Origin of the sequence: Pseudomonas sp. TH04, assembly GCF_016651355.1 — a bacterium.
Taxonomy (GTDB): Bacteria; Pseudomonadota; Gammaproteobacteria; order Pseudomonadales; family Pseudomonadaceae; genus Aquipseudomonas; species Aquipseudomonas fluorescens.
In genome coordinates this window covers 2,130,408-2,149,933 of the sequence record NZ_JAEKEA010000001.1, presented here as the reverse complement: position 1 = coordinate 2,149,933, position 19,526 = coordinate 2,130,408, and the positions used below count along the sequence as shown (strand labels likewise).

Below are 19,526 nucleotides of genomic sequence, written 5' to 3'. Positions count from 1 at the left end.
GACTCGTATAAGCGAGCCGCAACCCGAAGGCACGGCCCGCTAGTGGCATCGAGTGGCTGCTTAGTTGTGAGCGTGCAGCGCTTCGTTCAGTTCGATGGCCGATTTGTGGGTTTTGCACTCCACGGCACCGGTCTCGGAATTACGGCGGAACAGCAGGTCAGGTTGACCGGCCAGCTCACGCGCCTTGACCACTTTGACCAGTTGGTTCTGCTCGTCCAGCAGTGCGACTTTGGTTCCGGCGGTGATGTACAGGCCCGATTCCACGGTGTTGCGGTCGCCTAACGGGATGCCGGTGCCGGCGTTGGCGCCGATCAGGCAGCCTTCGCCGACCTTGATCACAATGTTGCCGCCACCCGACAGGGTGCCCATGGTCGAGCAGCCGCCGCCCAGGTCCGAACCCTTGCCGACGAAGACGCCAGCCGATACCCGGCCTTCGATCATGCCCGGGCCTTCGGTGCCAGCGTTGAAGTTGACGAAACCTTCGTGCATCACGGTGGTGCCTTCGCCCACGTAGGCGCCCAGGCGGATACGCGCAGCGTCAGCGATACGCACGCCGGCCGGTACCACGTAGTCGGTCATTTTCGGGAACTTGTCCACCGAGAACACTTCCAGCAGCTCGCCACGCAGGCGGGCTTCCAACTGACGTTCGGCCAGCTCATTGATGTCGATGGCGCCCTGGCTGGTCCAGGCCACGTTCGGCAGTTGCGGGAACACACCGGCGAGGCTCAGGCCGTGCGGCTTGACCAGGCGATGGGACAGCAGGTGCAGCTTGAGGTAGGCCTCAGGCGTGGAGGTCAGTGCAGCGTCTTCGGCCAACAGGGTCGCGACCAGCGGCGTGTGGCTTTCAGCCAGGCGGCTCAGCAGGGCGGCTTGGGCAGCGTCGACGCCTTTGAGTGCGTCAGCCAGTTGCAGGGCCTGGGAGACGGTGAACGTAATGGCCTGGTTACCTTCGGTGTACCCGAGGATCGGCGCGATGGCCGCGACGATTTCGGCCGACGGGTTGAGCAGCGGTTGTGCGTAAAACACTTCCAGCCAAGCACCTTGGCGGTTCTGAGTGCCGACGCCGAAGCCCAGGCTGAACAGGGAATTGGACATGCTGTTACCTCTACAAAAATGGAAGGCTGGCCTACTTGAGGGCCGCCGAATAACTATCTGGCTTGAAGCCAATCAGGGTTCTGTCACCGAGATCAAGCACCGGGCGCTTGATCATCGAGGGTTGTGCGAGCATCAATTCAATGGCTTTCGACTGATCGAGATCGGCTTTGCGTTCGTCTTCGAGTTTGCGAAAGGTGGTGCCCGCACGGTTCAAAACCACCTGCCAACCGTGCTCGTTGCACCATTGGGTCAAGTGTTCGCGGTCGATACCGGCCGTTTTGTAGTCGTGGAACGCATAGCTCACAGCGTGCTCATCGAGCCAGGTGCGGGCCTTTTTCATGGTGTCGCAGGCTTTGATGCCGAAAAGGTGCAACGTTTTGCTTGAAGCGGTCAAGGAATTGCCCCCCTTTGGGCCAATGGAAAACGAAAGGTCTCGGATTATGCCATGCCTGGCGCATTTGGGTGCCGCTGGTCAGCATCGTGCGACGTTTGTGCAAAAGCCAGCACGCAGCATAGGCAAGTAACATAGCCGGGTAATATGGCACTTCAACGGCCAGTTGTTGCCTGATGTGTGTCGTTGCAAGTCGATTGTCCGGGAAACCCGCGTTATGCAAACCGCCTATACCGTTCTTATCCTGCTGATGCTGGTCAGCGTTTCGCGTCTTGTCGGGCGTGTGATTCCTCTTCCTTTACCCTTGGTGCAGATCGCTGCGGGTGCCTTGTTGGCCTGGCCGACCTTGGGGCTGCATGTGGCGCTGGACCCCGAACTGTTCCTGTTTCTGTTTTTGCCGCCCTTGTTGTTCTCCGATGGCTGGCGCATGCCCAAGCGCGAGTTGTGGCGATTACGCGGTCCGATTCTGACGTTGGCGGTGGGCTTGGTGCTGTTCACCGTGGTCGGCGCTGGCTACTTCATTCATTGGATTTTGCCGGCGATCCCGTTGCCGGTGGCCTTCGCCCTCGCCGCGGTTCTATCACCGACGGATGCTGTGGCGGTGTCAGCCATTGCTCAAAATCGTTTGCCCAAGCCGCTGATGCACATGCTCCAGGGCGAAGCGTTGATGAACGATGCCTCGGGGCTGGTGACCTTCAAGTTCGCCCTGGCGGCGGCATTGACCGGCGTGTTCTCCCTGGCGGATGCCAGCCTGACCTTCGTGCTGGTTGCCGTGGGTGGCCTGGCGGTGGGCGTGGCACTGAGCTGGCTGGTCGGCCGGCTGCGCACATGGATGATCGCGCGGGGCTGGGACGACCCGGCCACTCACGTGGTGTTCATGTTGCTGCTGCCGTTTGCCGCCTATGTATTGGCTGAACGCCTGGGCGCCTCGGGCATTCTCTCGGCGGTGGCGGCGGGCATGATGCAAAGCTGGCTCGACCTGTTGCCACGCCAGACCAGTACACGTTTGCTCAACCGCAGTGTCTGGTCGCTGCTCGAGTTTGCGTTCAACGGGCTGATCTTCCTGCTGTTGGGCCTGCAACTGCCCGACATCATCAAGGCCGTGGTCAGCCATGAGCCGACGCTGTGGCCCGCCTTGTTGTATCGCTGCATGGAGGTGGTGGCGATCTTCCTGGTGCTGGTGGTGCTGCGCTTTATCTGGGTGCAGAGCATCTGGCGACTGTCAGGCCTGCTGCGTCGATTACGTGGGAAAAGCGAACTGACCCTGGTGCCGACCGCCCGTTCCTGCTGGCTGCTGACCGTCGGTGGGGTGCGTGGGGCGGTGACCCTGGCGGGTGTGATGTCGGTGCCTTTGCTGCTGGCGCCGGGGCAGGATTTTCCTGAGCGTGACCTGCTGATTTTCATCGCGGCCGGCGTGATTCTGCTGTCATTGATCGCCGCCTGTATCGCCCTGCCGTTGCTGTTGCGCGGCATCGAACAGAGCCCCGACGAAAAGCGCCATAACGAGGTGCGTGAGGCGTGGAAAAAGACCGCCGTGGCGGCAATCCGTGCCCTTGAAGCTGAAGAGCCGGCAGAGATCGAAACCCAGGACGCTGCCCAGGCGGCGTTGGCCGCTGAGCTCAAGGCGCGGCTGATGTCGGAATATCGCCATCAATTGGAGGTGTTCAACGACTCCGCCGAAGCCCAGGCGCTGGCGCAGCAGATGGACCAGTTGGAGCGCAAGTTGCGGCTCAAGGCCTTGCGCGCGCAGCGCTTGGAGTTGTACAGCCTGAGTCGCCATCATCAGATTGGTGATGATGTACTTCGAGAAGTATTGGCGGACCTGGACATGAGTGAAGCGAACTTGGGCAGTATTAAATAACTCAGGTGTTGATCATCGCCCGGATCGAGGTGTTCAGCAGTTTTCCGAAGAGTGAATTATCCGCTGGGTAGAGTGACTGCATGAAGCGCTTATCGCCCTCGGACAGGTGTCTGTTGGGCGGGACAGGTTTGCCGTTGCTGAGCCATGAGGCGGGAAATCGGTAGTGCATGATGGAGTCTGATCGTAGGGCGAGACGCTTACTTTATCGTGCGTAAGTTTCTGAAGGATGTTGTGATCGGCTTGCCATGGGGATTTTCCCCGCGCCTCATAATCCTCATAAATCTGTTGTTCATTGAATGCCAATGGTTGATCAGGGTGCTGGTGTTCATGCTTCAAACCCAGGGCATGCCCGAACTCATGCTGGATCGTGGCCGCGATGTTGGCCGGCGAGCCCTTAAAGCCAATGCTCATTGTGGGAGTGGGCTGCGCTACTTTTTTGGCATCGGTGCCCACCTTTGACCATGCGCTACTGGCGTGATTGTTCGCGATGATTCTGATGTCGCCGTTGGCGGTATCAACAAATTTGTAATAGAAATTGGTGTGGGGCGCCCACTGATTAATGTTGTGCTTTACCCACTTCTTTTGTTCTTGCGTCATGTTCAACAAAGCAATGTTCAAAACTGAATGTTGAGGCCATGTTTTGGCTGGATCCGCTACGCCGCGTTTATTTCTGATGAGGGCGGGGTGTGGGGGGGCGACGGCGTCGGCTGGCGCGTCGTGCACAGCATAGGCAGGCGCGTAATGGGCCGGGATTGGAAACGTCATGGGGGTTCACCGAAGCGTTGAAGTGAGATCAGCTTGGGTTGGGGTTTTTACGGATTTCTGTTCCGGAATTTGGGTTTCCGGATGAGTCGGTAACGGCCGCCCCCGCGGTGCGGAGGCGGCACCTCGATCAACCGCGGCGCTGGATAAAGTCGCGAATCCGCTCGGCGGCTTCCACGCATTCGGCCAGTGGTGCAACCAGCGCCATGCGCACACGCCCTGCGCCTGGGTTGAAACCATCAACTTCACGCGACAGGTACGAGCCCGGCACGACGGTCACGTGTTCTTCAACGAACAAGTCCCGGCAGAACGCGGCGTCATCACCTTCGATATTCGGCCACAGGTAGAAACCGCCGTCCGGGTTTTGCACATCCATGACCGGCTTGAGAATCGCCAGCACGGCGTCGAACTTTTCCCGGTAGAGGTCACGGTTGGCCTGCACGTGGGCTTCGTCCTGCCAGGCGGCAATGCTTGCCAGCTGGGTTTGCACCGGCATCGCGCAGCCGTGATAGGTGCGGTACAGCAGGAACGCCTTGAGGATATCGGCGTCGCCGGCGACAAAACCGGAGCGCAGGCCCGGCAGGTTGGAGCGTTTGGACAGGCTGTGGAACACCACGCAGCGCTTGAAGTCCTGGCGGCCCAGTTCGACGCAGGCGCTCAGCAGGCCCGGCGGCGGGGTTTGTTCGTCGAAGTACAGTTCACTGTAGCACTCGTCGGCGGCGATCACGAAGTCGTATTCGTCGGCCAGGGCGATGAGTTTTTTCAGGGTGTCTACCGGGATCAGTGCGCCGGTCGGGTTGCCCGGGGAGCACAGGAACAGGATCTGGCAACGTTTCCAGATGTCCCGTGACACCGCGTCGAAATCCGGGTTGAAACCGTTGGCGTCAAGGCACGGCAGGTAGTGCGGCTTGGCCCCGGCCAGGAACGCCGCGCCTTCGTAGATCTGGTAGAACGGATTCGGACTCACCACCAGCGCATCTGCACCGCGATTAACCACGGTTTGAGTGAAGGCAAACAGCGCCTCGCGGGTGCCATTGACCGGCAGGATATTGCGCGCCGGGTCCAGCCAGCCGTTGGGCACGTTGAAGCGGCGTTCACACCAGGCGCCGATGGCCTCGCGCAGCGCCGGGATGCCCAGAGTGGTCGGGTACACCGCCATCTGGTCGAGGTTGCTGCTCAGCGCTTGGGCCACGAATGCCGGGGATGTGTGCTTAGGCTCGCCGATGGACAGTGCGATCGGACGCTTGCTCGGGTTCGGTGTGACGCTGCCGAGCAGGGCGCGCAGTTTCTCGAACGGGTAGGGCTGCAGCTGGTTCAGGGCGTTGTTCATCGCAAATCTCGTCAAATTCGGTTGGAAGCATGCGGTCTGTTAGGCAAAGCAATTCAAGTGTGGGAGCGCGCTTGCTCGCGAAAGCGCGATGTCAGCCACTGTAGATGTCGACTGCAGCACTGCATTCGCGCGCAGGCCCGCTGTCACCCAAGCCTGCCCATACAGTCAAATTGAGTGTTCATATCGTCAGTCTGGACAGCTCGACGCCGGGTTCCTGGGTCACGCTCAATTGCTGCACGATCGCTGCCTGTAAACGCAGGCACAGCTCCGGGTCGGACAATGGCTGATTATCGGCATCGGTAATAAAGAACACGTCTTCCACGCGCTCGCCGAGGGTCGCAATCTTGGCGTTTTGCAGCGACAGGTCGAACTCCAGGAATATCCCGCCGATTCGCGCCAGCAAGCCTGGGCGATCCGGTGCGCTGAGTTCCAACACCGTCACGGGGCGCTGGGCGTCGTTGGAAATGGTCACCTGGGGCGCAAAGGCGAAGTGCTTGAGCTGGCGCGGCACTCGGCGCTGGATGATGGTCGGGTAGTCGTCCGGGTTGCGCAGGGCTTCGGTGAGGCCTTCGCGGATCTTTTTCACCCGTGCCGGGTTGTCGCCGATCGAGTCGCCGTCGGTATCAAGCACGATGTAGGTGTCGAGGGTGAACTGGCTGCTTGAGGTGATGACCCGCGCGTCGTGGATGTTCAAGTTGAGCTGGTCCATGGCGGCCACGGTCACGGCGAAGAAGTCGTGCTGGTCGGGCGCGTAGATGAAGATCTGCGTGCCGCCCTCGAATTCGCGTTGGGTGGTTTCCTTGATCAGCACCAGCGGCCCGCCATCGGCCGGCTGCTGCAGGATCGCATCACTGTGCCAGGCCACGTCACCTGCGGTATGACGCAGGAAGTAATCGTCACCCAGTTGCGACCACAACTGCTCGACATCGTCCGGATCGTTGCCGCCGCGCACGAGGATATCCAGGGCCGCGCTTTGCGTGCGGCGGATCTGCTCTTCGCGGTCCACCGGGTTTTCCAGGCCACGGCGCAGCGCGCGCTTGGTCTCGGTGTAGAGCTGGCGCAGCAGGCTGGCGCGCCAGGAGTTCCACAGCGTCGGGTTGGTGGCATTGATGTCGGAGACGGTCAGCACATAGAGATAGTCGAGACGGGTTTCGTCACCGACGATCCCGGCGAAATCGTGGATCACCTGCGGGTCGGACAAGTCCTTGCGTTGGGCGGTCGTCGACATCACCAAGTGGTTCTGCACCAGCCATACGATCAGGCGGCTGTCCCACAGTGGCAGTTGATGACGCTGGCAGAACGCCTCGGCATCGACCGCGCCGATCTCCGAGTGGTCGCCATGACGGCCTTTGCCGATGTCGTGGTACAGGCCTGCCAGGTAAATCAGCTCGGGCTTGGGCAGCTTGGCCATCAGCTTACTGGCCAGCGGGAATTTCTCCGACACCTGGGTGTACTGCAACTTACGCAGGTGTTTGATCAGGTTCAGGGTGTGAGCGTCCACGGTGTAGATGTGGAACAGGTCGTGCTGCATCTGCCCGACGATAAAGCCGAACTCCGGCAGGTACCGCCCGAGGATGCCGTAACGGTTCATCCGCCGCAGGTTGCGGTGGATGCCGATCTTGCATTTGAACAGCTCGATAAACAGGCTGGTGTTGCGAATGTCGTTGCGAAAGTCGTCGTCGATCAGGTGCCGGTTTTCCCGCAGCAGGCGGATGGTATCGGCACGGACGCCTTTGATTTCAGGCTGCTGTGCCATCAGCACGAAGATTTCCAGCATGGCGAACGGCGTGCGACGGAACACGTTGTCGTTGCGCGCCTCGATATAGCCGTCGTGCAACTGGAAGCGTGAGTTGATCGGCTGCGGCGGTGCTTCGTCTTCGGGGGCCAGGATCACCTCTTCGAAGTGCTGGATAATCAGGTCGCTGAGCTGGGCAATGCTCATGACCACCCGGTAATACTGCTGCATGAAGCTCTCGATGCTGGTTTTTGCATCTTCGCCTTCAAACCCCAGCAAGGTGGCGATGGAGCGCTGATGGTCGAACAGCAAGCGGTCTTCGGAGCGCCCGGCGAGCATGTGCAGGGCGTAGCGCACCTTCCACAGGAACTCCTGGGACGACGCCAGCAGTGCGTTTTCGCTTTCTACCAGGAAACCCTCACCGGCGAGTGCGCGTAGGTTCAGGGTGCCGTATTGGCGACGGGCAACCCACAGGATCGTCTGGATATCCCGCAGCCCGCCCGGCGAGCCTTTGACGTTGGGCTCCAGGTTGTATTCGGTGTCATTGTATTTGTGGTGCCGGGCTTTCTGTTCGGCACGCTTGGCCAGGAAGAAGTCCTTGCTCGGCCACATGTGCGCGGTACTGGTGACTTCCAGCATGCGCTGGCGCAGGCGCTCTGGGCCTGCGACGGTGCGGCTTTCCATCAGGTTGGTGATAACCGTCAGGTCGGCGCGAGCCTCTTCGGCGCATTCGTCCACCGAGCGCACGCTTTGGCCGACTTCCAGGCCGATATCCCACAGCAACGTCAGAAAACGCTCGATGGAATCGCGAAAGATCTCATGATCGGCGCTGTCCAGCAGGATAAGCAGGTCGATGTCGGAGTAGGGGTGCAGTTCGCCGCGGCCATAACCGCCGACCGCCACCAGGGCGATATCGGCGTCTTCACTCCAGCTGAACTGTTCCCAGGCTTTTTGCAGGATGTTGTCGACGAACCAGGCGCGGTCCTCGATCAGCCGACGAATGTCCCGGCCGCTGCGAAAGCGCTCGTCGAGCACCTCGCGGGCCTGGCGGATAGCCTTCTTGAAGGCGGCAATGGGGCTTGCCTTCAGTGCCAGTTCGGCCTGGAACTGGCCGCGGTCGAAGAGTTCGGGATCCACCTGGGGCATCGATCGGCTTTCCTTTCTATCTATTCAGTCAGTCACAGGGTTGCAGGGGAAAACCGAGGCAACATTTTTAAGCCGAAACGCGTGGGATCGTATCGTCTGCGCGCAACGTGAAGATCTCATAGCCGGTGTCGGTGACCAGCAGGGTGTGTTCCCACTGGGCCGACAGCTTGCGGTCCTTGGTGATGGCGGTCCAACCGTCGCCCAGCACCTTAGTGTCAGCCTTGCCTTGGTTGATCATCGGCTCGATGGTGAAGGTCATGCCCGCTTTCAGTTCCATGCCGGTGCCGGCGCGGCCGTAGTGCAGGATCTGCGGCTCTTCGTGAAACACTTTGCCGATGCCATGGCCACAGAATTCGCGGACCACCGAGAAACCGTTCTTTTCAGCGTGCTTCTGGATCACTTCACCGATATCGCCCAGGCGGCAGCCGGGTTTTACGATCTCGATAGCCTTGTACATGCATTCCTGGGTGACCTGGGACAGGCGTTCGGCCCAGACTGGCACGGTACCAACGTGGAACATGCGGCTGGTGTCGCCGTGATAGCCATCTTTGATCACGGTGACGTCGATGTTCAGGGTGTCGCCGTCCTTCAACGGTTTATCGCCCGGAATACCGTGGCAGACCACGTGGTTGATCGACGTGCAGATCGACTTGGGGAAGCCCTTGTAGTTGAGCGGGGCAGGAATGGCTTTTTGCACGTCGACTATATAGTCGTGGCAGATACGGTCCAGGGCCTCGGTGGTGACGCCCGGCTTGACGTGTTCGGCAATCATTTCCAGCACGTCGGCAGCCAGTTTGCCAGCAACGCGCATGCCTGCGATGTCTTCGGCGGTTTTCAAGGTAACGGTCATACAGGTTCTCTCTAGCGCGACGCGCTGAAATCAATACGGTTTACGGGCGTGCGACAAAAGGTTACAGAATTCGCACAAGCCCCAAAAAACGTGATTCTAACAGACGCGGGCGGCAAATCATGAGCGTCTGACGATCGCTTCTCTCTATAAGGTGGGGGCATATTGGCTCTATTCAAAGGCTTGCGCAAAAGCCGAAGACGGCAAATGTGATTGCGGGTTTCGTTTTCGTCCTTCATGTGGTATAAAATGCGCCGCTTTCCGGGGATGCCCCGTAGAGCTTAAATCCACACACGTGTCGACACGATGACCTGGGTGCCGGAGGCGAATGCCGCTGGTTGGTCATTGGGATACGTGGAGGCCAAACCCGACTTATTAAGGAACTATCATGTCCCAAGTCAACATGCGCGATATGCTGAAGGCCGGTGTGCACTTCGGTCACCAGACCCGTTACTGGAACCCGAAAATGGGTAAGTACATTTTCGGCGCGCGTAACAAGATCCACATCATCAACCTTGAAAAAACCCTGCCAATGTTCAACGAAGCGCTGACTTTCGTAGAGCGTCTGGCCCAGGGCAAAAACAAGATTCTGTTCGTCGGCACCAAGCGTTCCGCTGGCAAGATCGTTGCTGAAGAAGCAGCACGTTGCGGTTCGCCGTACGTCGATCACCGCTGGTTGGGCGGCATGCTGACCAACTTCAAAACCATCCGTGCTTCCATCAAGCGTCTGCGTGACCTTGAAGTGCAAGCCGAAGACGGTACTTTCGCCAAGCTGACCAAGAAAGAGGCGCTGATGCGCACTCGCGACCTGGAAAAGCTCGATCGTTCCCTGGGTGGTATCAAGGACATGGGCGGTCTGCCTGACGCACTGTTCGTTATCGACGTTGATCACGAGCGCATCGCGATCACCGAAGCCAACAAGCTGGGCATCCCGGTTATCGGCGTAGTCGATACCAACAGCAGCCCGGAAGGCGTTGACTACATCATCCCAGGCAACGATGACGCAATCCGCGCTATCCAGCTGTACATGGGTTCGATGGCTGACGCTGTAATCCGTGGCCGCAACCACGTTGCTGGTGGTACCGAGCAGTTCGTTGAAGAAGCTCCGGTAGCCGCAGCTGAGTAATTGACGCCCTGGCGTTGACTCAGTAAGCAAAAAGGGGGCTTGGCCCCCTTTTTGCCACCTCGAAAACCATTTGTTGGCGCCCACTTGTGGCAGCGCATCATTGCTCTGTAACGTGCAGCGGCCTACAACGGAGATTCGGGAAGAATTGATCGCCCGTTTGATCGGGTGGAATGGTTGAAAACCTATCCAAGAGGATTTTGAAATGGCAGAGATTACTGCAGCGTTGGTTAAAGAACTGCGTGAGCGTACCGGCGAAGGCATGATGGATTGCAAAAAGGCCTTGACCAAGGCCGGCGGCGACATCGAAAAAGCCATTGATGACATGCGTGCTTCCGGCGCCATCAAGGCTGCCAAGAAAGCAGGCAACGTTGCTGCTGAAGGCGCTATCGCTCTGGTTGAAGACGGTAAAGCCGCAGTTCTGCTGGAAGTGAACTCGCAGACCGACTTCCTGGCTCTGCAGGACGACTTCAAGGCGTTCGTTGCTGCCAGCGTCAAAAAAGCATTCGACGACAAGCTGACCACCGTTGAGCCGTTGATCGAAGCTCAAGAAGCTGACCGTCTGGTACTGGTCGGCAAGGTTGGCGAAAACGTCAACATCCGTCGCCTGGCTCGCATCGAAGGTGATGTGGTTGGTGGCTACCTGCACGGCAACAAAATCGGCGTTGTGGTTGCCCTGAAAGGCGGCGACGTTGAACTGGCTAAAGACATCGCTATGCACGTAGCGGCCAGCAACCCTGAATTCCTGCTGCCATCGGAAGTCTCCGCTGACGCAATCGAACGCGAAAAAGCCGTGTTCCTGAGCCTCAACGCTGACAAGATCGCCGGCAAGCCGGAAAACATCGTTGAAAACATGATCAAAGGCCGTATCAGCAAGTTCCTGGCTGAAGCGAGCCTGGTTGAGCAGGCGTTCGTGAAGAACCCTGAAATCAAGGTTGGCGAACTGGCCAAGAAAGCCGGTGCTGAAATCGTTTCCTTCACTTACTACAAAGTAGGCGAAGGCATCGAGAAGCCGGTCGACAACTTCGCTGAAGAAGTTGCTGCCCAGCTGGCTGCCGCCAAGCAATAAGACAGTTTTCAACTGTCGCCCGAAAGAGGCTGCCCGCTCACGCGCGCAGCCTCTTTTCAAATGGGAAGGCCAATTTTATTTGGTTTCCTTTCGGAACTGGCTTACAAAGCCGTGTTCCGATGGCGCTGTGATAGCGTCCAGCTAGAGTGAACGCAAGCCGTAAACGGCTCGCAAAGAATTTTTAAAAAATACGCCGCAGGAGAGATTCGCAATGGCTCAGCAGGGCAGTGGTTATCAGGCTCGCTATAAACGCATTCTACTCAAGCTTAGCGGCGAGGCCCTGATGGGCTCGGAAGAGTTCGGGATCGATCCCAAGGTGCTCGACCGCATGGCACTGGAAGTCGGCCAACTGGTTGGTATCGGTGTCCAGGTCGGCCTGGTGATCGGCGGTGGTAACCTGTTCCGCGGCGCGGCACTGAGTGCTGCGGGTATGGATCGGGTGACCGGCGACCACATGGGGATGCTGGCCACTGTGATGAACGCCCTGGCCATGCGTGACGCTTTGGAGCGTGCCAATATCTCGGCAATCGTGATGTCGGCTATTTCCATGGTCGGCGTGACCGATCACTATGATCGCCGCAAAGCCATGCGCCACCTCAACGCCAAAGAAGTGGTGATCTTCGCTGCCGGTACCGGCAACCCATTTTTCACCACGGATTCGGCTGCTTGCCTGCGCGCCATCGAAATCGATGCTGACGTAGTGCTCAAAGCCACCAAGGTGGACGGTGTATACACCGCAGACCCATTCAAAGACCCGCATGCCGAGAAGTTCGATCATCTGACCTACGATGAAGTACTGGATCGCAAGCTGGGCGTGATGGACCTGACGGCTATTTGCCTGTGCCGCGACCACAAGATGCCGCTGCGCGTATTTAACATGAACAAGCCCGGTGCCCTGCTGAATATCGTACACGGCGGTGCGGAAGGGACTCTGATCGAGGAAGGCCAACAATGATCAACGAAATCAAGAAAGACGCTCAAGAGCGTATGCAGAAATCCCTGGAGTCTCTGGCCCATGCATTTGGCCAGATTCGTACCGGTAAGGCTCACCCAAGCATCTTGGGTAGCGTGATGGTGCCGTACTACGGTGCTGATACCTCCATCACGCAAGTCGCGAATATCACCGTTAAAGACTCGCGTACCCTGCAGGTCGTGGCCTTTGAGCGCAACATGCTCGGCGCTGTTGACAAAGCTATCCAGAGCGCTGGCTTGAACCTCAACCCGACCAACCTGGGCGAGTTGCTGCTGATCTCCATGCCGGCTCTGACTGAAGAAACCCGTAAGGGCTTCACCAAGCAGGCGAGCGCTGCGGCTGAGGATGCACGGGTTGCCATGCGCAATATTCGCCGTGATGCCATGGGTGAGCTGAAGAAGCTGGTCAAGGATAAAGAAATCAGTGAAGACGAAGAGCGTCGTGCTGCTGCTGATATCGATAAGCTGATCAAGGATTTCGAAGGCAAAATCAGCAAAGCCTTCGAGGAAAAAGAAAAGGACCTGATGGCCGTATAAGGGGTCAGGACGCCTTCATGGAAAAGACCAAGCAGACTGTGCCCTCCGCGGTGCCGCGCCATGTCGCGATCATCATGGATGGGAATAATCGCTGGGCGAAAAAACGCTTTATGCCGGGTGTTGCCGGGCATAAAGCGGGTGTCGATGCAGTGCGCGCCGTGATTGAGGTGTGTGCTGAGGCCAAGGTCGAAGTGTTGACTCTGTTTGCGTTCTCCAGTGAGAACTGGCAACGGCCGGCCGAAGAAGTCAGCGCCTTGATGGACCTGTTCTTCAAAGCCTTGCGTCGTGAGGCCAAGCGTCTCAACGACAACAACATCAGCCTGCGTATCATTGGTGATCGCTCGCGGTTCCACCCGGAACTGCAAGCGGCCATGCGCGAAGCCGAGGCCATCACCGCAGGCAGCGACCGCTTTGTGTTGCAAATTGCAGCCAACTACGGTGGTCAGTGGGATATCGCCCAGGCTGCACAGCGCCTTGCTCGCGAAGTCCAGGCCGGGCATTTGCGGCCCGACGACATTACGCCCGAACTGTTGCAAACCTGTCTGGTAACCGGCGACCTGCCGTTGCCAGATTTGTGCATCCGTACCGGCGGCGAGCACCGCATCAGCAATTTCCTGCTGTGGCAGCTGGCCTATACCGAGCTGTACTTCTCCGACCTGTTCTGGCCGGACTTCAAACACGATGCCATGCGTAATGCGCTGGCCGATTTCGCTTCCCGTCAGCGTCGCTTCGGTAAAACGAGCGAGCAGATCGAAGCTGGAGCCCGGGTTTAATGCTTAAACAACGAATCATCACAGCACTGATCCTGCTGCCGATTGCCCTGTGCGGTTTTTTCCTGCTCGACGGATCCAGCTTTGCGCTGTTTATCGGCCTGGTGGTGACCTTGGGTGCCTGGGAGTGGGCGCGCCTGGCAGGCTTCAACGGCCAATTGCCGCGTGTGGTATACGCCGCGGTTGTGGCGCTGCTGCTGTTCCTGATGCATACCTTGTCGAGTACCGTCGTGCCTTGGGTTTTAGGGGCTGCGGTGCTGTGGTGGGCGCTCGCGACCTTCCTGGTGCTCACGTATCCGCGCACCAGTGCTCAGTGGTCCAGTGTTGCCAGCAAACTGGTTATTGGCTTGTTGATCCTGCTGCCGGCCTGGCAAGGCTTGGTGGAAATCAAGAATTCGCCGATGGGTAACTGGTTGATCATGGCCGTGATGGTGTTGGTGTGGGGTGCCGATATTGGTGCCTATTTCTCCGGCCGTGCCTTCGGCAAGCGCAAGCTGGCACCCGCCGTCAGCCCGGGCAAGAGCTGGGAAGGCGTTTACGGCGGCCTGGCGCTGACGTTGCTGATCACGCTGGTGGTCGGTGTTGTGCGCGACTGGTCGCTGAGCGAGATCCTGCTGGCGTTGTTGGGGACGGCAATCGTGGTGTTTATTTCGGTGGTCGGTGACCTTACTGAAAGCATGTTCAAGCGGCAGGCCGGGATCAAGGACAGCAGCAACCTGCTGCCAGGCCATGGCGGCGTGCTGGATCGAATCGACAGCCTCACCGCTGCGATTCCGATTTTTGCCGTGCTGTTGTGGATGACGGCTTCGTGAGCCGCCTGCAGCAGGTGACCGTGCTGGGCGCGACCGGGTCGGTCGGGCTGAGTACGCTGGATGTGATCGCGCGCCACCCTGACCGCTATCAAGTGTTTGCCCTGACCGGCTTTACGCGGTTGAGCGAGTTGCTGGCCCTGTGTGTGCGCCACGCGCCACGTTTCGCGGTAGTGCCTGAAGCAACGGCTGCTCGCGGCTTGCAGGATGATCTGCGGGCCGCTGGCCTTGCCACGCAAGTCTTGGTGGGCGAGGAGGGCTTGTGCCAGGTGTCGTCCGATGCCGAGGTGGATACCGTCGTGGCAGCCATTGTCGGGGCGGCGGGTTTGCGTCCGACACTGGCAGCGGTAGATGCTGGCAAAAAGATTTTGCTGGCCAATAAAGAGGCGCTGGTCATGTCCGGCACACTCTTTATGCAGGCGGTACGCAAGAGCGGCGCGGTGCTGCTGCCGCTCGACAGTGAGCACAACGCGATCTTCCAGTGCATGCCCGGTGATTTCGCCCGCGGCTTGAGCCAGGTTGGCGTTCGACGGATTCTCCTTACGGCTTCTGGTGGTCCGTTCCGTCAAACTCCGCTGGCTGACCTTGAACATGTCTCGCCTGACCAGGCCTGCGCGCACCCGAACTGGTCCATGGGGCGCAAAATCTCCGTGGATTCGGCGAGCATGATGAACAAGGGCCTGGAGTTGATCGAGGCGTGCTGGTTGTTCGATGCGCGGCCTGATCAGGTCGAGGTGGTGATCCATCCGCAAAGTGTGATTCATTCCCTGGTCGACTACGTCGACGGTTCGGTGTTGGCGCAGTTGGGTAATCCTGACATGCGTACGCCGATTGCCAATGCGTTGGCTTGGCCGGAGCGGATTGACTCCGGCGTTGCACCGTTGGATTTGTTCGCCATTGCTCGGCTGGACTTCGAGGCGCCGGATGAGCAACGCTTCCCGTGCCTGCGTCTGGCCCGGCAAGCGGCCGAGGCGGGTAACAGCGCACCGGCCATGCTCAATGCGGCCAACGAAGTGGCTGTGGCAGCGTTTCTCGAGCAGCGCATCCGTTTTCCGCAGATCGCGAGTATCATCGAAGACGTATTGAGTCTTGAGCCTGTCGTGGCTGTGAATGATTTGGGGGCAGTGTTCGAGGCCGATGCAAAGGCCCGTACCCTGGCCGGAGCATGGTTGAACCGCAACGTGCGTTAGTCTGTGGGGCAGGTTTTAGCCTTCAGGTACTGGATTGGAATGCGGAGAAATTAGATGAGTGCGCTCTACATGATTGTCGGCACCCTGGTTGCTCTGGGTGTGCTGGTTACCTTCCACGAATTCGGCCACTTTTGGGTGGCGCGTCGTTGCGGCGTCAAGGTATTGCGCTTTTCCGTCGGTTTCGGCATGCCGTTGTTGCGTTGGCACGACCGTCGTGGCACCGAGTTTGTGATTGCCGCGATTCCGCTTGGCGGCTACGTCAAGATGCTCGACGAGCGCGAAGGTGAAGTGCCGGCAGATCAAGTGGACCAGTCCTTCAATCGCAAGACCGTTCGTCAGCGCATCGCTATTGTTGCCGCCGGCCCGATCGCCAACTTCCTGTTGGCGATGGTGTTCTTCTGGGTCTTGGCCATGTTGGGCAGCCAACAGGTCCGCCCGGTGATTGGGGCGGTCGAGGCGGGCAGCATGGCGGCCAAGGCTGGCCTGGTCGCTGGGCAGGAAATTGTTTCCATTGATGGCGAACCGACCACTGGCTGGGGTGCTGTCAATTTGCAATTGGTGCGCCGCATGGGTGAAAGCGGCACCATCAATGTGGTGGTGCGCGATCAGGACTCCACCACCGAAACGCCGCGTGAATTGGCGCTCGACCACTGGCTCAAGGGTGCGGATGAGCCTGATCCGATCAAGTCCCTGGGGATTCGCCCATGGCGTCCCGCGTTGCCGCCGGTGCTTGCCGAGCTCGATTCGAAAGGCCCGGCCCAGGCCGCAGGTCTGAAAACCGGCGACCGCCTGCTGGCGCTTGATGGCCAGGCACTGGGCGACTGGCAACAGGTGGTCGACCTGGTGCGTGTACGGCCTGATACCAAAATTGTGCTGAAAGTTGAGCGCGATGGTGCTCAAATCGACGTCCCTGTAACCTTGTCGGTTCGCGGGGAAGCCAAGGCAGCCGGGGGTTACCTGGGTGCTGGGGTGAAAGGTGTCGAGTGGCCGCCCTCGATGGTGCGGGAGGTCAGCTTCGGGCCGTTGGCCGCGATTGGCGAGGGTGCAAAGCGCACTTGGACCATGAGTGTGCTGACCCTCGAATCGCTCAAGAAGATGTTGTTCGGCGAGCTCTCGGTAAAAAACTTGAGTGGGCCGATAACCATTGCTAAAGTGGCGGGCGCTTCTGCCCAGTCGGGTGTCGCGGATTTCCTGAATTTCCTGGCTTATCTGAGTATTAGCCTTGGAGTTCTGAATTTGCTGCCCATTCCAGTACTGGATGGGGGGCATCTGTTGTTTTATCTGGTCGAGTGGGTGCGTGGTCGCCCCTTGTCGGATCGTGTGCAGGGTTGGGGGATACAGATCGGTATCAGTTTGGTGGTCGGGGTGATGTTGTTAGCTCTGGTCAACGATCTGGGACGACTGTAACGCTTCGCTGAATTGCGAATCTGCCGCATTTTGCGGCAGTTTGTTTATTGCCAGTTGGAATAAGAAAGGACTTCATGAAACGTCTGCTGCTAACTGCGGTTCTCACCGTATTGATGATCGCCGAAGTTCACGCCGAGTCCTTCACTATCTCCGATATTCGCGTCAACGGCCTCCAGCGGGTTTCCGCCGGTAGCGTCTTTGGTGCCTTGCCGTTGAACGTCGGGGAACAGGCGGATGATCGTCGCCTGGTGGAATCCACTCGTGCGCTGTTCAAAACCGGGTTCTTTCAAGATATCCAACTGGGTCGCGAAGGCAACGTCCTGGTCATCACTGTCGTTGAGCGACCTTCCGTCGCCAGTATCCAGATCGAGGGTAACAAGGCGATCTCTACTGAAGACTTGATGAAGGGCCTCAAGCAATCCGGCCTGGCCGAGGGCGAGATCTTCCAGCGCGCCACCCTTGAGGGTGTGCGTAACGAACTGCAACGCCAGTACGTTGCCCAGGGCCGCTACTCTGCGACCGTGGAAACTGAAGTGATCCCGCAGCCTCGTAACCGTGTCGGCCTCAAGGTCAACATCAACGAAGGCACCGTGGCGGCGATCCAGCACATCAACGTGGTCGGCAACACCAAGTTCGCCGATGACGACCTGATCGACCTGTTCGAGCTCAAGACCACCAACTGGTTGTCGTTCTTCAAGAACGATGACAAGTACGCCCGTGAAAAACTGTCCGGTGACCTGGAGCGTCTGCGTTCCTACTACCTGGACCGTGGCTATATCAACATGGATATCGCTTCGACCCAGGTCTCCATCACCCCGGATAAAAAACACGTCTACATTACTGTCAACGTCAACGAAGGCGAGAAGTACACCGTTCGTGACGTGAAGCTCAGCGGCGACCTGAAAGTCCCTGAAGACCAGGTCAAGTCCCTGTTGCTGGTGCAGAAAGATCAGGTGTTCTCGCGCAAGCTGATGACCACCACCTCCGAGCTGATCACCCGACGTCTGGGTAACGAAGGCTACACCTTCGCCAACGTCAACGGCGTGCCTACCCCGCACGATGAAGACCACACAGTGGACATCACCTTCGTTGTCGACCCGGGCAAACGTGCCTACGTGAACCGCATCAACTTCCGTGGCAACACCAAGTCTGCGGACGAAGTGCTGCGTCGTGAAATGCGTCAGATGGAAGGTGGCTGGGCGTCGACTTACCTGATCGACCAGTCCAAGACCCGTCTTGAGCGCCTGGGCTTCTTCAAGGAAGTCAACGTCGAAACCCCGGCCGTACCGGGTGTGGATGACCAGGTTGACGTGAACTACGCCGTAGAAGAGCAAGCGTCGGGTTCGATCACCGCCAGCGTCGGTTTCGCACAGAGTGCCGGCCTTATCCTCGGTGGTTCGATTACCCAGAACAACTTCCTTGGTACCGGTAACAAGGTCTCCATCGGCCTGACCCGAAGCGAATACCAGAGCCGCTATAACTTCGGTTATGTCGACCCCTACTGGACAGCTGACGGTGTGAGCCTGGGCTACAACGCCTTCTACCGCACCACCGACTACAAAGACCTCAACGTTGACGTTGCAAGCTATGCGATCGACAGCCTCGGTGCCGGTGTCAATATCGGTTACCCGATCAGCGAGACTTCGCGCTTGACCTTCGGCTTTACCGCGCAGCAGGACAAGATCAAGACGGGTGTGTACACCACGGATGAGATCTTCGACTTCGTGCGCCGAGAAGGTGATCAGTTCCTGAACTTCAAGGCTTCGGTCGGTTGGTCGGAATCCACCCTGAACAAAGGTGTGCTGGCAACCCGTGGTCATTCGCAAAGCCTGACTGCAGAAGCCACCACGCCGGGCAGCGACCTGTCGTTCTTCAAGCTCGACTACCGTGGCCAGTTGTTCCAGCCGCTGAGCGATAACTACACCATGCGCCTGCACACTGAGCTGGGGTATGGCGATGGTTATGGTTCGACCAGTGGGTTGCCGTTCTACGAGAACTACTATGCGGGCGGTTTCAACTCGGTCCGTGGCTTCAAGGACAGTACCCTGGGCCCACGTGGTACCCCGAGCCGTGGTCAAGCGGTAACCGGTAACCAAGGCACTACCGTTGACTCCAACAATGACCCTCTGGCATTCGGTGGTAACGTGCTGATCCAGGGTGGTGCGGAGCTTCTGTTCCCGCTGCCGTTCGTCAAGGATCAGCGTTCGTTGCGGACCTCGCTGTTCTGGGACGTGGGTAACGTGTTCGACTCCAAGTGCCAGCAGATCACCAACCCGAGTGGCGTGAAGTCGCAGACTGAGTGTAACGATATCAGCCTGAGCAACCTCGCCAGCTCCGTAGGTGTGGGTGTCACTTGGGTGACCGCGCTTGGCCCATTGAGCTTTGCTCTGGCCATGCCGATCAAGAAACCGGATAACGCTGAAACCCAGATTTTCCAATTCTCCCTCGGCCAGACGTTCTAAGCGTCTGACCCAAGATAACG

The 19,526-nt window shown here is 58.8% G+C and carries 16 protein-coding genes; 10 read left to right on the top strand and 6 right to left on the bottom strand.

Annotation, left to right across the window (positions count from 1 at the left end; genetic code table 11):
• Positions 1 to 60: 60 nt before the first annotated feature.
• Positions 61 to 1,095 carry a 2,3,4,5-tetrahydropyridine-2,6-dicarboxylate N-succinyltransferase gene (dapD, locus tag JFT85_RS09645; protein WP_053254729.1) on the bottom strand — a complete coding sequence of 345 codons (1,035 nt, stop codon included), beginning with the start codon at positions 1,093 to 1,095 and terminating at the stop codon, positions 61 to 63.
• A 31-nt stretch (positions 1,096 to 1,126) separates the two neighbouring features.
• On the bottom strand, positions 1,127 to 1,489 hold the full coding sequence (locus tag JFT85_RS09640) for an ArsC family reductase (RefSeq protein ID WP_053254730.1): 363 nt from the start codon (positions 1,487 to 1,489) through the stop codon (positions 1,127 to 1,129).
• A gap of 214 nt (positions 1,490 to 1,703) precedes the next feature.
• Between JFT85_RS09640 and JFT85_RS09635 the strand changes: the two genes are divergently transcribed.
• The gene (locus tag JFT85_RS09635) at positions 1,704 to 3,347 is read left to right on the top strand and encodes a Na+/H+ antiporter (RefSeq protein WP_201229757.1); all 1,644 of its coding nucleotides are present in this window, start codon (positions 1,704 to 1,706) and stop codon (positions 3,345 to 3,347) included.
• 33 nt (positions 3,348 to 3,380) lie between these two features.
• Here JFT85_RS09635 and JFT85_RS09630 read toward each other — a convergent pair whose 3' ends face one another.
• From JFT85_RS09630 to map, 4 genes are all read right to left on the bottom strand, one after another.
• Positions 3,381 to 4,112 carry a M12 family metallopeptidase gene (locus tag JFT85_RS09630; protein ID WP_201229755.1) on the bottom strand — a complete coding sequence of 244 codons (732 nt, stop codon included), beginning with the start codon at positions 4,110 to 4,112 and terminating at the stop codon, positions 3,381 to 3,383.
• A 127-nt stretch (positions 4,113 to 4,239) separates the two neighbouring features.
• Positions 4,240 to 5,439: a succinyldiaminopimelate transaminase gene (dapC, locus tag JFT85_RS09625; RefSeq protein WP_201229753.1), complete on the bottom strand. Its 1,200-nt coding sequence runs from the start codon at positions 5,437 to 5,439 to the stop codon at positions 4,240 to 4,242.
• Between the two features lie 178 nt (positions 5,440 to 5,617).
• Positions 5,618 to 8,320, bottom strand: a complete 2,703-nt coding sequence (locus JFT85_RS09620; RefSeq protein ID WP_053254734.1) for a [protein-PII] uridylyltransferase — start codon at positions 8,318 to 8,320, stop codon at positions 5,618 to 5,620.
• A gap of 67 nt (positions 8,321 to 8,387) precedes the next feature.
• Positions 8,388 to 9,170, bottom strand: a complete 783-nt coding sequence (gene map, locus JFT85_RS09615; RefSeq protein ID WP_053254735.1) for a type I methionyl aminopeptidase — start codon at positions 9,168 to 9,170, stop codon at positions 8,388 to 8,390.
• 385 nt (positions 9,171 to 9,555) lie between these two features.
• On the opposite strand from map, the gene rpsB reads away from it, so the two are divergent.
• The 9 genes from rpsB (at position 9,556) to bamA (ending at position 19,506) form a co-directional block, all read left to right on the top strand.
• Positions 9,556 to 10,293, top strand: coding sequence for a 30S ribosomal protein S2 (gene rpsB / locus JFT85_RS09610; protein ID WP_003219330.1), 738 nt, complete (start codon positions 9,556 to 9,558; stop codon positions 10,291 to 10,293).
• A gap of 202 nt (positions 10,294 to 10,495) precedes the next feature.
• Positions 10,496 to 11,359: a translation elongation factor Ts gene (gene tsf, locus JFT85_RS09605; RefSeq protein ID WP_053254736.1), complete on the top strand. Its 864-nt coding sequence runs from the start codon at positions 10,496 to 10,498 to the stop codon at positions 11,357 to 11,359.
• A gap of 211 nt (positions 11,360 to 11,570) precedes the next feature.
• Positions 11,571 to 12,314, top strand: coding sequence for a UMP kinase (gene pyrH / locus JFT85_RS09600; RefSeq protein WP_003172271.1), 744 nt, complete (start codon positions 11,571 to 11,573; stop codon positions 12,312 to 12,314).
• On the top strand, positions 12,311 to 12,868 hold the full coding sequence (gene frr / locus JFT85_RS09595; protein ID WP_053254737.1) for a ribosome recycling factor: 558 nt from the start codon (positions 12,311 to 12,313) through the stop codon (positions 12,866 to 12,868). The genes pyrH and frr overlap by 4 nt, the downstream gene beginning before the upstream one ends.
• Before the next feature lie 17 nt (positions 12,869 to 12,885).
• Positions 12,886 to 13,641, top strand: coding sequence for a polyprenyl diphosphate synthase (gene uppS / locus JFT85_RS09590; protein ID WP_053254738.1), 756 nt, complete (start codon positions 12,886 to 12,888; stop codon positions 13,639 to 13,641).
• The gene (locus tag JFT85_RS09585; RefSeq protein ID WP_053254739.1) at positions 13,641 to 14,450 is read left to right on the top strand and encodes a phosphatidate cytidylyltransferase; all 810 of its coding nucleotides are present in this window, start codon (positions 13,641 to 13,643) and stop codon (positions 14,448 to 14,450) included. The genes uppS and JFT85_RS09585 overlap by 1 nt, the downstream gene beginning before the upstream one ends.
• Positions 14,447 to 15,637, top strand: coding sequence for a 1-deoxy-D-xylulose-5-phosphate reductoisomerase (gene ispC, locus JFT85_RS09580; protein ID WP_053254740.1), 1,191 nt, complete (start codon positions 14,447 to 14,449; stop codon positions 15,635 to 15,637). The genes JFT85_RS09585 and ispC overlap by 4 nt, the downstream gene beginning before the upstream one ends.
• Before the next feature lie 54 nt (positions 15,638 to 15,691).
• Positions 15,692 to 17,044, top strand: coding sequence for a sigma E protease regulator RseP (gene rseP, locus JFT85_RS09575; RefSeq protein ID WP_069552034.1), 1,353 nt, complete (start codon positions 15,692 to 15,694; stop codon positions 17,042 to 17,044).
• Positions 17,045 to 17,118: 74 nt separating this feature from the next.
• A complete protein-coding gene (gene bamA, locus JFT85_RS09570; protein WP_053254742.1) occupies positions 17,119 to 19,506 on the top strand; it encodes an outer membrane protein assembly factor BamA in 2,388 nt (795 codons plus the stop codon).
• Positions 19,507 to 19,526: the final 20 nt, after the last annotated feature.